This window comes from Xylophilus sp. (assembly GCA_009914555.1).
Taxonomy (GTDB): Bacteria; Pseudomonadota; Gammaproteobacteria; order Burkholderiales; family Burkholderiaceae_C; genus WNDY01.
The window spans coordinates 17103-31206 of record WNDY01000050.1; the positions used below are offsets into that span (position 1 = coordinate 17103).

The 14104-nt window shown below is 65.6% G+C and carries 14 protein-coding genes, 2 tRNA genes and 1 pseudogene; 11 read left to right on the forward strand and 6 right to left on the reverse strand.

Annotation, left to right across the window (positions count from 1 at the left end; all coding sequences use genetic code 11):
- Positions 1-13 precede the first annotated feature (13 nt).
- Positions 14-775 carry a Nif3-like dinuclear metal center hexameric protein gene (locus tag GAK38_RS18310; RefSeq protein ID WP_325346402.1) on the forward strand — a complete coding sequence of 254 codons (762 nt, stop codon included), beginning with the start codon at positions 14-16 and terminating at the stop codon, positions 773-775.
- Positions 772-1821 (forward strand): 4-hydroxythreonine-4-phosphate dehydrogenase PdxA, encoded by a 1050-nt coding sequence (pdxA, locus tag GAK38_RS18315; protein ID WP_325346403.1) that lies wholly within the window; start codon positions 772-774, stop codon positions 1819-1821. Before GAK38_RS18310 ends, pdxA begins: the two co-directional genes overlap by 4 nt.
- A 4-nt stretch (positions 1822-1825) precedes the next feature.
- On the opposite strand, the gene mscL is transcribed toward pdxA, so the two are convergent.
- Positions 1826-2278, reverse strand: a complete 453-nt coding sequence (gene mscL / locus GAK38_RS18320; protein ID WP_325346404.1) for a large conductance mechanosensitive channel protein MscL — start codon at positions 2276-2278, stop codon at positions 1826-1828.
- 148 nt (positions 2279-2426) lie between these two features.
- Here mscL and petA point away from each other — a divergent pair, with 148 nt between their 5' ends.
- The 7 genes from petA (at position 2427) to GAK38_RS18355 (ending at position 6925) form a co-directional block, all read left to right on the forward strand.
- On the forward strand, positions 2427-3041 hold the full coding sequence (petA, locus tag GAK38_RS18325) for a ubiquinol-cytochrome c reductase iron-sulfur subunit (RefSeq protein WP_325346405.1): 615 nt from the start codon (positions 2427-2429) through the stop codon (positions 3039-3041).
- Positions 3042-3054: 13 nt separating this feature from the next.
- Positions 3055-4464 (forward strand): cytochrome b, encoded by a 1410-nt coding sequence (locus GAK38_RS18330; RefSeq protein ID WP_325346406.1) that lies wholly within the window; start codon positions 3055-3057, stop codon positions 4462-4464.
- A 22-nt stretch (positions 4465-4486) separates the two neighbouring features.
- The gene (locus GAK38_RS18335; protein ID WP_325346407.1) at positions 4487-5260 is read left to right on the forward strand and encodes a cytochrome c1; all 774 of its coding nucleotides are present in this window, start codon (positions 4487-4489) and stop codon (positions 5258-5260) included.
- A 107-nt stretch (positions 5261-5367) separates the two neighbouring features.
- Positions 5368-5979 (forward strand): glutathione S-transferase N-terminal domain-containing protein, encoded by a 612-nt coding sequence (locus GAK38_RS18340; protein ID WP_325346408.1) that lies wholly within the window; start codon positions 5368-5370, stop codon positions 5977-5979.
- Positions 5980-6003: 24 nt separating this feature from the next.
- Positions 6004-6513 carry a ClpXP protease specificity-enhancing factor gene (locus GAK38_RS18345; RefSeq protein ID WP_325346409.1) on the forward strand — a complete coding sequence of 170 codons (510 nt, stop codon included), beginning with the start codon at positions 6004-6006 and terminating at the stop codon, positions 6511-6513.
- A gap of 20 nt (positions 6514-6533) precedes the next feature.
- Positions 6534-6609: transfer RNA gene (locus GAK38_RS18350), tRNA-Thr, on the forward strand.
- A gap of 239 nt (positions 6610-6848) precedes the next feature.
- Positions 6849-6925, forward strand: a tRNA-Arg gene (locus GAK38_RS18355).
- A gap of 468 nt (positions 6926-7393) precedes the next feature.
- Here GAK38_RS18355 and GAK38_RS18360 read toward each other — a convergent pair.
- The 4 genes from GAK38_RS18360 to ugpB form a co-directional block, all read right to left on the reverse strand.
- A complete protein-coding gene (locus GAK38_RS18360; RefSeq protein WP_325346410.1) occupies positions 7394-8425 on the reverse strand; it encodes a sn-glycerol-3-phosphate import ATP-binding protein UgpC in 1032 nt (343 codons plus the stop codon).
- Positions 8426-8438: 13 nt separating this feature from the next.
- Complete coding sequence (gene ugpE / locus GAK38_RS18365) at positions 8439-9290, reverse strand: sn-glycerol-3-phosphate ABC transporter permease UgpE (protein WP_325346411.1); 852 nt, start codon at positions 9288-9290, stop codon at positions 8439-8441.
- 176 nt (positions 9291-9466) lie between these two features.
- Positions 9467-10348 (reverse strand): sn-glycerol-3-phosphate ABC transporter permease UgpA, encoded by an 882-nt coding sequence (gene ugpA, locus GAK38_RS18370; protein WP_325346412.1) that lies wholly within the window; start codon positions 10346-10348, stop codon positions 9467-9469.
- An 88-nt stretch (positions 10349-10436) separates the two neighbouring features.
- Complete coding sequence (gene ugpB / locus GAK38_RS18375) at positions 10437-11747, reverse strand: sn-glycerol-3-phosphate ABC transporter substrate-binding protein UgpB (protein ID WP_325346413.1); 1311 nt, start codon at positions 11745-11747, stop codon at positions 10437-10439.
- Positions 11748-11970: 223 nt separating this feature from the next.
- On the opposite strand from ugpB, the gene serA reads away from it, so the two are divergent.
- A complete protein-coding gene (serA, locus tag GAK38_RS18380) occupies positions 11971-13203 on the forward strand; it encodes a phosphoglycerate dehydrogenase (protein ID WP_325346414.1) in 1233 nt (410 codons plus the stop codon).
- A 203-nt stretch (positions 13204-13406) separates the two neighbouring features.
- Positions 13407-13889: pseudogene (locus GAK38_RS18385) on the forward strand (DUF3683 domain-containing protein); the annotation flags it as partial.
- Between the two features lie 39 nt (positions 13890-13928).
- On the opposite strand, the gene GAK38_RS18390 reads toward GAK38_RS18385, so the two are convergent.
- On the reverse strand, positions 13929-14104 hold a 176-nt coding region (locus GAK38_RS18390; protein WP_325346417.1), incomplete at its 5' end, for an IS3 family transposase.

A 14104-nucleotide genomic window follows, 5' to 3' on the forward strand; every position in this document is an offset into this window, starting at 1 on the left:
ACACAATCGCGCCATGACCGCCAGCCGCCACGACCTCGTCGACGCCTTCGACCGCCTGCTCGAACCGGGCCGCTTCAAGGACTACGGTCCGAACGGCCTCCAGGTCGAAGGTCGGGCCGGGATCGGCCGCATCGTCTCGGGCGTGACGGCCAGCCTCGCGCTGATCGACGCGGCCATCGAGGCCGGCGCCGATGCAATCTTCGTGCATCACGGGCTCTTCTGGCGCGGCCAGGATGGCCGGGTCACCGGCTGGATGAAGCGGCGCCTGCAACGGCTGCTGGCGCACGACGTCAACCTGATCGCCTACCACCTGCCGCTCGATGCCCATCCCGAGCTGGGCAACAACGCGCAGCTCGGCCGGCGCCTGGGACTCGTGGCCGACCGGCAGTTCGGCGAGCAGTCGCTGGGCTTCGTCGGACAGCGCCAGGACGGCGGCGTCTTCGAAGGCGCGGCGCAGCTGGCAGCCCATGTGGGCACGGTGCTGGGCCGGCAGCCCGTGTGGGTGGAAGGGGAGGCCGGCCCTCTGCACCGCATCGCCTGGTGCACCGGCGGCGCGCAGGGCTACTTCGAGGCCGCCATCGCCGCGGGCGCGCAGGCCTTCATCACCGGCGAGATCTCGGAGCCGCAGGCGCACTACGCGCGCGAGTGCGGCGTCGCCTTCATCGCCGCGGGCCACCATGCGACCGAACGCTACGGCGCACCGGCCGTGGCGGCCCATGTCGCCGGGCGGCTGGGCCTGGAGCACGTGTTCATCGACATCGACAATCCGGCATGACCGCCCTGCCTGTCGCCATCACCCTGGGCGATCCGGCCGGCATCGGGCCGGAGATCATCGCCAGGGCGTTCCGCGACCACGGCGACACCCTGCGCGGCTGCTTCGTGGCGGGCGACGTCGCGGCCATGCGCCGCGCGGCACGGCTGATCGAACCTGCCGCGGAAGCAGTCCGCATCCCGGTGGCCGCACTCGACGCCGTGGACGACGTGGCGGACGTGCCGCCGCGGACGATCCCCGTGCTGCAGGTGGTGCCCGACCCGGCGGACGACCTGCCATGGGGGCGGGTCGATGCGCGCGCCGGCCGCGTGGCGGCGGATTGCGTGCGCTGGGCGGCGCGCGCGGCGCTGCGCGGCGATATCGCGGCCCTGGTGACCGCGCCGCTGCACAAGGAGGCGCTGGCGGCGGCGGGTGTGGACTTTCCCGGCCATACCGAACTCCTGCAGGCCGAAGCCGCCGCGCACGTCGGTTGTTCCGTGGCCGAGATGCCGGTGCGCATGATGCTGGCCAACGACGAACTTCGCACGGTGCTGGTCAGCATCCATCTGTCGCTGCGCGACGCGATCGACGCGATCGACGCGGTGACGATCCCGCGGGTGTTGCAGACGCTGCGCATCGCCGATGCGGCCCTGGCGCGCTCGCTCGGCCGCCGGCCGCGGATCGCCGTGGCAGGGCTCAACCCGCATGCGGGCGAAGGTGACCTGTTCGGTTCGGAGGAAGTGGCAATCATCGCGCCCGCCATCGCGGCCGCGCTCGCAGAGGGCATCGATACGGCCGGCCCCTTCGCCCCTGACACTGTCTTCATGCGTGCGCGCAACGCGCCCGGCCACCCCGGCGAGTACGACGCAGTCGTCGCGATGTACCACGACCAGGGCCTGATCCCGGTGAAGTACCTTGGCGTGGAGCAGGGTGTGAACGTCACGCTGGGGCTGCCGCTGGTGCGCACCAGCCCGGACCACGGCACCGCATTCGACATCGCCGGCCGCGGCGTGGCCGACCCGGCCAGCCTGGTCGCCGCCGCGGCCATGGCCCGCCGGCTGGCCGGCTGAACGTTCAGATCTGGCTCTTCTGCTGCCTGAGACTGTCGCGGATCTCGCGCAGCAGCACGATGTCTTCTGCTGGCGCAGCCGGTGCGGCGGGCGCTGCCGCCTGCTCCGCCTGGTGGCGCTTGAGGCGGTTGATCTGCTTGACCATCACGAAGATGATGAAAGCGAGGATCAGGAAGTTGACCGCGACGGTGATGAAGTGGCCGTACGCGAACAGCGACACGCCAGCCTTCTTGAGTGCGTCGTAGTTGTTGGCGACGCCTTCCGGCACCGGGCCGAGGATGACGTAGAGGTTGGAGAAATCCAGCTTGCCGAACACAAGGCTCACGACCGGCATGATCAGGTCGGCGACGACCGAATCGACGATCTTGCCGAATGCGCCGCCGATGATGACGCCGACCGCCAGGTCGATCACGTTGCCCTTGACCGCGAATTCCTTGAATTCCTTCACGACGCTCATTGGTTTCCCTCCGGTTGAAGCAGTTGAAAACACCTATTTTGTACTGGTTTGACCTGGGTCTAATCGGGCGTAGACGCGTTGAATGTGAGAGAGGTGCACCGGTAGAATCGATCGCTGATCCTAATAAGAAACCTTGATCGAGGACCCCATGAGTGACATTCCAGTCGGCACCTCGCGGATCGACTCAAGCAAGAGAACCTGGCTGATTGCATCGAGTTGCGCCGGCGCCGTGGGAGGAGTGGCTGTCGCCGTTCCCTTCGTCAGCACTTTCCAGCCCTCCGAGAAAGCCAAGGCCGCGGGTGCCGCCGTCGAGGTCGACATCTCGTCGCTGAAGCCCGGCGAGAAGATCACCGCGGAATGGCGCGGCAAGCCGGTCTGGATCATCAAGCGCACGCCCGAGCAACTCGCGGCCCTGCCCAAGCTCGACGGCCAGTTGGCCGATCCGAAGTCCGAGCGGCATCCCGACGAATTCACGCCCGAGTACGCCCGCAACGAATACCGCTCCATCAAGCCCGAGGTGCTGGTCGTCGTCGGCATCTGCACCCACCTGGGCTGCTCCCCGACCGACAAGTTCACTGCCGGCCCGCAGCCCTCGCTGCCCGACGACTGGCAGGGCGGCTTTCTCTGCCCCTGCCACGGCTCCACGTTCGACCTGGCCGGCCGCGTCTTCAAGAACAAGCCCGCCCCGGACAACCTGCCGGTGCCGCCGCACCAGTACCTCTCCGACACCCGCCTGCTGATCGGCGAAGACAAGAAGGCCTGAGGGGACGACGAACATGGCTGAATTCAAGGACATCTCCCCCAACTCGCCCACCGGCGCGCGGCTGCTGAACTGGGTCGACAACCGGTTCCCGCTCTCCAGGCTCTACAAGGAGCACATGAGCGAGTACTACGCGCCGAAGAATTTCAATTTCTGGTACATCTTCGGCTCGCTGTCGCTGCTGGTGCTGGTCATCCAGATCGTCACCGGCATCTTTCTCGTGATGCACTACAAGCCCGACGCCGAACGCGCCTTCGCGTCGGTCGAGTACATCATGCGCGACGTGCCCTGGGGCTGGCTGATCCGCTACATGCACTCCACGGGCGCCTCGGCGTTCTTCATCGTGGTGTACCTGCACATGTTCCGCGGCCTGCTCTACGGCTCCTACCGCAAGCCGCGCGAACTCGTCTGGATCTTCGGCTGCGGCATCTTCCTGTGCCTGATGGCCGAGGCCTTCATGGGCTACCTGCTGCCCTGGGGCCAGATGTCGTACTGGGGCGCCCAGGTGATCGTGAACCTGTTCGCCGCGATTCCCTGCGTCGGCCCCGACCTGGCCATCCTGATCCGGGGCGACTACGTCGTCTCGGATGCCACGCTCAACCGCTTCTTCAGCTTCCACGTCATCGCCGTGCCGCTGGTGCTGCTGGGGCTCGTGGTCGCGCACATCATCGCGCTGCACGAGGTCGGCTCGAACAACCCCGACGGCGTGGAGATCAAGGGCCCGAACGCCCCGCGCGACGCCAATGGCCATCCGCTCGACGGCATCCCGTTCCATCCGTACTATTCGGTGCACGACATCTTCGGCGTCAGCATCTTCCTGATGGTGTTCAGCGCCGTCATCTTCTTCGCGCCGGAGGCAGGTGGGTATTTCCTGGAATACAACAACTTCATCCCGGCCGACCCGCTGAAGACGCCCAACCACATCGCCCCCGTCTGGTACTTCACGCCGTTCTACTCGATGCTGCGGGCCATCACCAGCGAGATGATGTACGTGCTCATCGCCTGTGTGGTCGCCGGCGCAGGGCTCGGCGCATGGAAGTCGCGCCTGCCTTCCTTCGTGAAGGGCGCGGTGGTCGTGGTGGCACTGGTCGTCGTGGCGCTCATGCTGTCGATCGACGCGAAGTTCTGGGGCGTGATCGTGATGGGCGGGGCCGTGATCATCCTGTTCTTCCTGCCCTGGCTCGACCAGAGCCCGGTCAAGTCGATCCGCTACCGTCCCGGCTGGCACAAGTACCTCTACGGCATCTTCGTCGTGAACTTCGTCGTGCTGGCCTACCTGGGCGTGCAGCCGCCGTCGCCGATCGGAGAGCGGGTGTCCCAGGTCGGCACACTGTTCTACTTCGGCTTCTTCCTCCTGATGCCGTGGTGGAGCCGCCTGGGCAAGACCAAACCGGTGCCCGACCGCGTGACGTTCAAGCCGCACTGAGAACGGTGGAGCCCCGAGCACAATGAAAACCCATGCATTCCTTCGCAAGCTGCTCGTCGCGCTGGCTGCTGCTGCCGGCCTCATCGGCTCGGCGCAAGCCGCCGAGGACGGCATCCATTGGGACAAGGCGCCCAACCAGACCAACGATCTGGCTTCGCTGCAGAACGGTGCCAAGATCTTCGTTAACTACTGCCTGAGCTGCCACTCGGCCGCGTTCATGCGCTACAACCGGCTGAGGGACATCGGCCTGACCGAGCAGCAGATCAAGGACAACCTGCTGTTCACGACCGAAAAGGTCGGCGACACCATGAAGGCGGCCATCGATCCGAAGCAGGCCAAGGACTGGTTCGGAGCCAATCCACCGGACCTGACGGTCATCGCACGATCGCGCGCCGGCCACGGCGGAACGGGCCCGGATTACCTCTATACCTTCCTGCGGACTTTCTACCGCGACGAGGCCAAACCCACGGGATGGAATAATCTCGCTTTTCCGAGCGTCGGCATGCCGAATCCGCTGTGGGAACTGCAGGGCGATCGCCGCCCGGTTTACGAGGAAGTCGAGCAACACGGCCACAAGGCCCACGTCTTTAAGGGGTGGGACCAGGTCACACCGGGCAAACTGAGCCCGCTCGAATTCGATCGAGCCGTCGGCGACCTCGTCAACTACCTGCAGTGGATGGGCGAGCCGGCGCAGAACACGCGGGTGCGTGTGGGCATTGGGGTACTCATCTTCCTCGCGCTGTTCACGCTGATCGCGTGGAGGCTCAATGCCGCCTATTGGAAAGACGTGAAATAGACCTCGTCACGAAACTGTCGCTGTGTCCGTGCCATCCCGGTGGCGCGGCTTGTCGGAGTGGGCGTTCAACGGCGCCCACTCTTTTTGATTTTCAGGAGCCTCACACCATGATGGTGCTTTACTCGGGAACGACCTGTCCCTATTCCCACCGCTGCCGGTTTGTTCTGTTCGAGAAGGGAATGGACTTCGAGATCCGCGACGTCGATCTCTACAACAAGCCCGAAGACATCAGCGTGATGAATCCCTACGGCCAGGTCCCGATCCTGGTCGAGCGCGACCTGATCCTGTACGAGTCGAACATCATCAACGAGTACATCGATGAGCGCTTCCCGCATCCGCAGCTCATGCCCGGCGACCCGGTGGACCGTGCCCGCGTGCGCCTGTTCCTGCTGAACTTCGAGAAGGAACTGTTCGTCCACGTCAGCACGCTCGAAAACCGCACGACCAAGGGCAACGACAAGGCGCTGGAGAAAGCCCGTGCCCACATCCGCGACCGCCTGACGCAGTTGGCCCCGGTATTCTTGAAGAACAAGTACATGCTGGGCGAGAACTTCTCGATGCTCGACGTTGCCATCGCGCCGTTGCTGTGGCGCCTGGACTACTACGGCATCGACCTCAGCAAGAACGCCGCACCGTTGCTGAAGTACGCCGAGCGCATCTTCTCGCGTCCGGCCTACATCGAGGCGCTGACGCCGTCCGAGAAGGTGATGCGCAAGTAATTCGCAACTGCTTCGCATGTCGACATGAATGCACTCGAATCTTCCTCGACGACCCGGCCGTACCTGATACGCGCCATCTACGAGTGGTGTACCGACAACGGATTCACGCCCTACATCGCAGTGCAGGTCGATGAATCCGTGCAAGTGCCGCGCGAGTACGTGAAGGAGGGCGAGATCGTCCTCAACGTCAGCTTCGACGCGACCAGCGCACTGAAGCTCGGCAACGACTTCGTCGAGTTCCGGGCCCGGTTCGCCGGTACGGCACGCGAGATCGTGGTGCCGGTCGGCCGCGTCATCGCGATCTACGCGCGCGAGAACGGACAAGGCATGGCGTTCCCCGCGGCTGCGCCTGCGGCGGATGCGGCTCCGCCGGCTGGCCGGGGGACGGCCCCGCTGGCCAGCGTCCCGGACATTGCTGCCGAGCATGACCGCGTCGTGCCCATCGTCAGCCCGGAAGATGCGCAAGGTGACGATGACGGAGGCGATCCGCCAAAGCCCGGCGCGACACGCCCCTCGCTCAAGCGGGTGAAGTGATCGCCTAGAATGCGTGATTGGCCGATTTAGCTCAGCTGGTAGAGCACCCGCCTTGTAAGCGGAAGGTCGTCAGTTCGAAACCGACAATCGGCACCATCCCTTATCGAAGCCGCCCGCTGCATGTGCAGCGGGCGGCTGTGCTGCCTCCTGCGTTTTGTGTGCGTCGGCAAAAATATGCCGTCCCGGCGGATGTCGTGTCTATGCGGTATAGAATCAAAGGCTCCGCAGTTGTAGCGTGCAGGAAGTAGGAATGGTTGTGAGAGCAACGATGAGGACTTCAAAAAGTTGGCAAGTTCAAAAAGACTGGTCAAAAGCACGCTACAATATATGCTTTCGCGGCTGTAGCTCAGCTGGATAGAGTACTTGGCTACGAACCAAGGGGTCGTGGGTTCGATTCCTGCCAGCCGCACCAAACGGATAGCCCTGGAACTGTAAGGTTCCAGGGCTTTTTCGTTTCCGACTGGTACGGATTGCGTGCCTCGTCACCTCGCTTTCATCGGCTGCGCGCACCGTGAGTCCAGGAACCGTCCGCCATGGCGTTCCCATCCCCGGCGCGGTGACGTCTGGGTGCAGGCGACGCGGTTGTCGACCAGGCTGCGCCAGCTGAACCAAGCGGCAGGCGCAGCAGCCACTGCTGTGCCTGTCAGCGACGCTGCAAGGATGCCGCAGGCGCTCCATCGCGGCAGACAGGCAGACGGCAAACGCATGTCCCATGTGCGACCACCACCGGCTCTTCCCATCCCGAAAACGTGCGGCATGCCTGCGGCCGGGAACGCGGGACCATGCGCCAGCGTCCGTCGTCACGCTTTCACAAGATGGGATCGCGACGTGCCGGAGCCTTCGCGGTCTGGAGCGCCGACGGTGGCGGTCGATCTGCGGCTCAGGTGCCGGCCAGCCGAAGCCCCGTGCCTGCATCGAACCAGTGCAGCCGGTCCTCGCGCGGCGCCAGATGCAGACGCGCGCCGGGAACCGGCGCAGGACTGCCTTCTTCCACCCGCACGATCAGCGGCTCGTCCCCCAGGCGCGCATAGACCAGGCGCTCCGCGCCGAGCAGTTCCACCGTTTCGACCCGCGCCTGCCATGGCGCTGGCGCTGCATCGGCCACCACGACGACCTCGATATGTTCCGGGCGGATGCCGAGCAGGGCGCCAGCGCGTCCGCCGGGCGCGTTCTTGAGCAGGTTCATCGGAGGCGATCCGATGAAGCTCGCCACAAAGGTCGACGCCGGGCGGTGATAGACCTCCTCCGGCGTGCCGAACTGCTCCACGCGCCCGCCGTTCATCACGATCATGCGCTGGGCCAGGGTCATGGCCTCGACCTGGTCGTGGGTCACGAACAGGCTGGTGATGCGCAGCTCCCGGTGCAGCTTCTGGATTTCGAGGCGCGTCTGCGCCCGCAGCTTGGCGTCGAGGTTGGACAGCGGCTCGTCGAACAGGAACACCTGCGGCTGCCGCACGATGGCGCGGCCCATGGCCACGCGCTGGCGCTGGCCGCCGGAGAGTTCACGCGGCTTGCGCTCCAGCAGATGGCCCAGTTCGAGGATCTCCGCGGCCTTGTCCACCCGTGCGCGGATGTCGTCCTTCGGCACCCTTGCGATCTTCAGGCCATAGGCCATGTTCTCGAAGACTGTCATGTGCGGATAGAGCGCGTAGTTCTGGAACACCATCGCGATGTCGCGCTCGGCCGGCTCCAGGTCGTTCACCACGCGGCCGCCGATCGAGATCGTGCCGCCGCTGATCTCCTCCAGCCCCGCGACCATGCGCAGCAGCGTGGACTTGCCGCAGCCCGAGGGCCCGACGATCACGATGAATTCGCCGTCGACGACCTCGGCATGGACGCCGTGGATGACCTGGTTGGCCTTCGGCCCGTGGCCGTAGCGCTTGATGACGTCCTGGAGGGAAATGGCTGCCATGTGTGTGTTCTGCTTACTTTTCGGTATCCACAAGACCCTTGACGAACCACTTCTGCATAAGCACCACGACGACGGCCGGCGGCAGCATGGCGAGCAGCGCGGTGGCCATGACGACGTTCCACTCGTTCTGGCCGTCGCCGCCGGCGATCATGCGCTTGATGCCGATCACCACGGGGTACATGTCCTCGTTGGTGGTGGCCAGCAGGGGCCAGAGGTACTGGTTCCAGCCGTAGATGAACTGGATGACGAACAGCGCCGCGATCGATGTCTTCGACAGCGGCACCAGCACGTCCTTGAAGAAGCGCATCGGGCCGGCGCCGTCCATGCGGGCGGCCTCGACGAGTTCGTCGGGCACGGTCAGGAAGAACTGGCGGAACAGGAAGGTGGCCGTGGCCGATGCGATCAGCGGGACCGTGAGGCCGGCATAGCTGTTGAGCATGCCCAGGTCGGAGACGACCTGGTAGGTCGACCCGATGCGCACTTCCACCGGCAGCATCAGCGTGACGAAGATGGCCCAGAAGCACAGCCGCTTGAACGGGAAGCGGAAGTACACCACCGCAAAGGCCGACAGCAGCGAGATTGCGATCTTGCCGAAGGTGATGATCAGTGCCGACACCAGGCTCACCCACATCATGCGGGCCACCGGTGCATGCGAGCCGGCGCCGGTGTCGCGGCCGAACAGCGTGGCGCGGTAGGTCTCCCAGAAGTTCGAGCCCGGCAGCAGCGGCATCGGCGCCTGCACAATCTCCTGCGGCGTGTGGGTGGAGGCGATGAAGGCCAGGTAGATCGGGAAGGCCACGACGGCCACGCCGATCAGCATGACCAGGTGGCTCAGCAGGCCCGAGGCAAAGCGACGTTCGACCATTTCAGTGATCCATTGCGCGACGCGCCACCCGCAGCGCATGAAACTGACGCGGCCCAGGCCAGCGGACGCCGCGCAAGGGCCGCCCCGCCGCGCTGGCGTCGCCCCCCTTCCAAGGAGCGCAGCGACGCAAGAGAAGGGGGGAGCGGCAAAGCCGCTCGGGGGGGTGTCGTTTCATCTCAGTAGTTCACTTTCTTCTCGACGTAGCGGAACTGCACCACGGTCAGCGCGATGACGATGAGCATCAGCACCACCGACTGCGCGGCCGAGCCGCCGAGGTCCAGCGCCTTGAATCCGTCGTAATAAGCCTTGTAGACGAGGATGGTCGTATCCTTGCCCGGTCCGCCGTGCGTGGCCGCGTCCACGATGGCGAAGGTGTCGAAGAACGCATAGACCACGTTGATGACCAGCAGGAAGAAGGTCGTGGGCGACAGCAGCGGGAACTGGATCGTCCAGAACCGGCGCCACGGCCGCGCGCCGTCGATGGCGGCCGCCTCGATGAGCGACTTGGGTATCGATTGCAGGCCGGCCAGGAAGAAGAGGAAGTTGTACGAGATCTGCTTCCAGACCGCGGCGATCACGATCAGCGTCATCGCATGCGCGCCGTTGAGCAAGTGGTTCCAGTCGATGCCGATCCTGCCGAGCGCATAGGCAACGACACCGATCGAGGGCGAGAACATGAAGACCCAGAGCACTGCGGCGACCGCGGGCGCGACCGCATAGGGCAGGATTAGCAGCGTCTTGTAGACCATGGCGCCGCGCACGATGCGGTCGGCGAACACGGCCAGCAGCAGCGACAGCACCAGTCCGCTGCCGGCCACCAGTACCGAGAAGAGGGCGGTGGTCTTGAACGAATCGACATAGCCCGGGTCGTTGAACAGCTGGGTGAAATTGGCCAGCCCGACCCATTCGGTGGAGGTGCCGAACGCATCCTGCTGCTGCAGCGACTGCAGCAGCGCCTGGCCGGCCGGCCAGAAAAAGAACACGCAGATGACGGCGAGCTGCGGCGCCAGCAGCAGCCAGGGCAGCCAGCGGGAGCGGAAGAGGACGCGTTTTTCCATGGATCCAAAAGAGAAATCGCCGCCCCGGCGGCCGGTGCCGGGGCGGCGGCGAGTCTAGCCTGCGCAGGGCGCGTTCAACAGCGGTGTTTCACCCCTTGTTGGCCTTCTGGAACCGTTCGAGCTGCTCGTTGCCGCGCTTGACGATGGCGTCCAGGGCCTCCTTGGGCGTCTTCTTGCCGTTCCAGACCTGTTCGAGCTCCTCGTCCTCGATGGCGCGGATCTGCACGTAGTTGCCCAGGCGGATGCCGCGGCTCTTGTCGGTCACCTTGCGGATCATCTGCGTAACGGCCACGTCGGTGCCGGGGTTCTGCTTGTAAAAGCCCGATTCTTCGGTGAGCTTGTAGGCCGCCGTGGTCACCGGCAGGTAGCCGGTGCGCTTGTGGCTGGCGGACTGCACTTCGGGCGTGGAGATGAACGAGAAGAACTCGGCTACGCCCTTGTACTCAGCGGCCTTCTTGCCCGACATGACCCACAGGCTCGCGCCGCCGATCACGGTGTTCTGCGGCGCGCCCGGCACGTCGGGGTAGTAGGGCAGCGGCGCCAGGCCGTAGGCGAACTTGGCGTTCTTGGCCACGTTGCCGTAGAAGCCCGAGGAGGTGTTGATCATGGCGCATTCGCCCGAGACGAAGCTGGCCTCGGGCACGTTGCCGCGGCCCTTGTAGACGAACAGGCCCTGCTTAGCCATGTTGGCCAGGGTCTCGATGTGGCGCAGGTGCAGCGGCGAGTCGACCTTCAGGCGCGCATCCAGGCCCTGCAGGCCGTTGGCCTTGGTGGCGAACTCCACGTTGTGCCAGGCCGAGAAGCTCTCGAGCTGGGTCCAGTTCTGCCAGGCCGTGGTGAACGGGCACTTGTGGCCGGCGGCCTTGAGCTTGGCCGCGGCGGAGACCACTTCGGGCCAGGTGGCCGGCGCCTTGTCGGTCGGCAGGCCGGCGGCCTTGAAAGCGTCCTTGTTGAAGTAGAAGATCGTCGTCGAGCTGTTGAACGGAAAGCTCAGCATCTGGCCGTTCGGCGCGGTGTAGTAGCCGGCCACGGCCGGCACGTAGGCGGCCGGATCGAACTTCTTGCCGGCGTCCTGCATGACCTTGGCCACCGGTATCACGGCGCCCTTGCTGGCCATCATCGTGGCCGTGCCCACTTCGAACACCTGCAGGATGTGCGGCGCATTGCCGGCGCGGAAGGCGGCGATCGCGGCCGTCATGGATTCGTCGTACGAGCCCTTGAACGTCGGGACGACCTTGTATTCCTTCTGGCTCTCGTTGAACTGACGGGCCAGGTCGTTGACCCATTCGCCGTTCACGGCGGTCATCGAGTGCCACCACTGGATCTCGGTCTGCGCGTGGGCGCAAAGGCTGGCGGCCATGCCGAAGGCGGCGGCCACGGCCAGGGAGCGGAATTGCATGGGAACTCCTGGAGGCGGGAAAAAGGTGGGATGCTAGGTGCCCTTTGTGACACGGGCATGGCGCCGCTCCAAGCGGAAAAACCCGTTGCGGCGCGCCCGGCAGGATACCCCTGCCGCGCACGGTGCCGTGGCTGCGTGCTAGGATTTCTTGTCATTTGTTGCGCTGCACCATCCCTCGCCGCGCGTTCCTTCCACCCCAACCTTCCTGACACTGGACAAGCCCATGGGAAAGACCTCGTTGGACAAAAGCAAGATCAAGTTCCTTCTGCTGGAGGGCGTGCATCCCTCGGCGTCCGAGGTCTTGCGCTCCGCGGGGTACAGCCAGATCGAGACGCTGCCGAAGGCCCTGCCGTCCGACGAACTGAAGGAGCGCATCGCAGACGTGCACTTCCTCGGCATCCGCTCGGCCACGCAGCTCACGGCCGACGTGCTGGCCCATGCGCACAAGCTGGTGGCCGTGGGCGCGTTCTGCATCGGCACCAACCAGATCGACCTGGGCGCGGCGCGCGAGCGCGGCATCGCCGTGTTCAACGCGCCGTATTCCAACACCCGCTCGGTGGCCGAGCTGGTGCTGGCCGAGGCAATCCTGCTGCTGCGCGGCGTGCCCGAGAAGAACGCCATCGCCCACCGCGGCGGCTGGCTGAAATCGGCCGCCAACTCCTACGAGATCCGCGGCAAGACGCTGGGCATCGTCGGCTACGGCTCGATCGGCACGCAGCTGTCGGTGCTGGCCGAATCGCTGGGCATGCACGTGGCGTTCTACGACGTGGTGACCAAGCTGCCGCTGGGCAACGCGCGCCAGGTCGGCAGCCTCCATGCGCTGCTGGCGCAGAGCGACATCGTGAGCCTGCACGTGCCCGAGACGCCGGCCACCAAGTGGCTGATCGGCCAGGCCGAGCTCGACGCGCTCAAGCCCGGCGCCATCCTCATCAACGCCTCGCGCGGCACGGTCGTCGAGATCGAGCCGCTGGCCGAGGCGATCAAGGCCAGAAAGCTGCTGGGCGCGGCCATCGACGTGTTCCCGACCGAGCCGCGCAGCAACAACGACGAGTTCGTCTCGCCGCTGCGCGGGTTGGACAACGTGATCCTCACGCCGCACATCGGCGGCTCCACGGTCGAGGCGCAGGCCAACATCGGCCTCGAAGTGGCCGAGAAGCTGGTGAAGTACAGCGACAACGGCACGACCACCTCGTCGGTCAACTTTCCCGAAGTCGCGCTGCTGGCGCACCCGGGCAAGCACCGCATCCTGCACATCCACCAGAACGTGCCGGGCGTGCTGTCGCAGATCAACCGGATCTTCTCCGAGCACGGCGTCAACATCGCGTCGCAGTACCTGCAGACCAACGAGAAGATCGGCTACGTGGTGACCGACGTGGAGGCCGACGACGCCTCGCGCATCGCGCAGGAGAAGCTGGCCCAGGTGCCGGGCACGATCCGCAGCCGCTTGCTGTTCTGATCGCGGCTCGTCATAAATACCCCTCGGGGTAGCATGCCAGCGCGTGCTCCCGTCGCGCGCTGTGGGCGTATACCCCATGGGATGTGTGGTGATGGGCAGGACGGGCCGCCCTCCGCGCGGACCGGCGGGCCTGGCGATAAAATCATGGCCCCCCACACCCGGTACGCGGGCGCACCGGCGCCCCGACCGAGGTCCAAAGCCCCATGAATGCACCGACCGCATTGGCCACCCTCGTTTCGCAGGGGGCCGAGCCTGCCCGCCTGCGCGAGATCCCGTACAACTACACCTCGTTCTCCGACCGCGAGATCGTGATCCGCCTGCTCGGCGCCCGCGCCTGGGACGTGCTGCAGGAGTTGCGCGGCGAGCGCCAGACCGGCCGCTCCGCCCGCATGCTCTACGAGGTGCTCGGCGACATCTGGGTGGTGCAGCGCAATCCGTATCTGCAGGACGACCTGCTGCACAGCCCCAAGCGCCGCCGGCAGCTGGTCGAGGCGCTGCGGCATCGCCTGGCCGAGGTCGGCCGCCGCCGTACACCGCAGGCCGACCCGACGCGCGACGCGCGTGTCGCCGAGCTGATGGCTCTGGCCGAAGGCGCGGTGCAGGCCTTCGACACCACGTTCGAAGGCGCCGCCCGGCTGCGCCGCGACATCCAGCGCACGCTCAAGCGCCACACGCGCGCCGACAACTGAGGTTGCCCCTGAAAACCGGAGTGCATAGCCCGGTCATCAAGCGGCAGATTTGCGCTGCGTCGCCAACCAGCGTTGTTCGAACTGTATGGGGCTGAGGTAGCCCAACGCCGAATGTAGCCGCGAATGGTTGTAGAAGGCGATCCAGTCCATGACCGCCTGGCGTGCCTGCTCGCGTGTGGCAAACCGTTGACCATGGACGCAGGCCGTCTTCA

Coding starts and splice junctions, on each gene's coding strand:
- GAK38_RS18345 (WP_325346409.1), top strand. CDS start 6,004: ATGAATGCACTCGAATCTTCCTCGACGACCCGGCCGTACCTGATACGC.
- GAK38_RS18310 (WP_325346402.1), top strand. CDS start 14: ATGACCGCCAGCCGCCACGACCTCGTCGACGCCTTCGACCGCCTGCTC.
- GAK38_RS18340 (WP_325346408.1), top strand. CDS start 5,368: ATGATGGTGCTTTACTCGGGAACGACCTGTCCCTATTCCCACCGCTGC.
- pdxA (WP_325346403.1), top strand. CDS start 772: ATGACCGCCCTGCCTGTCGCCATCACCCTGGGCGATCCGGCCGGCATC.
- mscL (WP_325346404.1), bottom strand. CDS start 2,278: ATGAGCGTCGTGAAGGAATTCAAGGAATTCGCGGTCAAGGGCAACGTG.
- GAK38_RS18360 (WP_325346410.1), bottom strand. CDS start 8,425: ATGGCAGCCATTTCCCTCCAGGACGTCATCAAGCGCTACGGCCACGGG.
- ugpE (WP_325346411.1), bottom strand. CDS start 9,290: ATGGTCGAACGTCGCTTTGCCTCGGGCCTGCTGAGCCACCTGGTCATG.
- GAK38_RS18335 (WP_325346407.1), top strand. CDS start 4,487: ATGAAAACCCATGCATTCCTTCGCAAGCTGCTCGTCGCGCTGGCTGCT.
- ugpB (WP_325346413.1), bottom strand. CDS start 11,747: ATGCAATTCCGCTCCCTGGCCGTGGCCGCCGCCTTCGGCATGGCCGCC.
- GAK38_RS18330 (WP_325346406.1), top strand. CDS start 3,055: ATGGCTGAATTCAAGGACATCTCCCCCAACTCGCCCACCGGCGCGCGG.
- ugpA (WP_325346412.1), bottom strand. CDS start 10,348: ATGGAAAAACGCGTCCTCTTCCGCTCCCGCTGGCTGCCCTGGCTGCTG.
- petA (WP_325346405.1), top strand. CDS start 2,427: ATGAGTGACATTCCAGTCGGCACCTCGCGGATCGACTCAAGCAAGAGA.
- serA (WP_325346414.1), top strand. CDS start 11,971: ATGGGAAAGACCTCGTTGGACAAAAGCAAGATCAAGTTCCTTCTGCTG.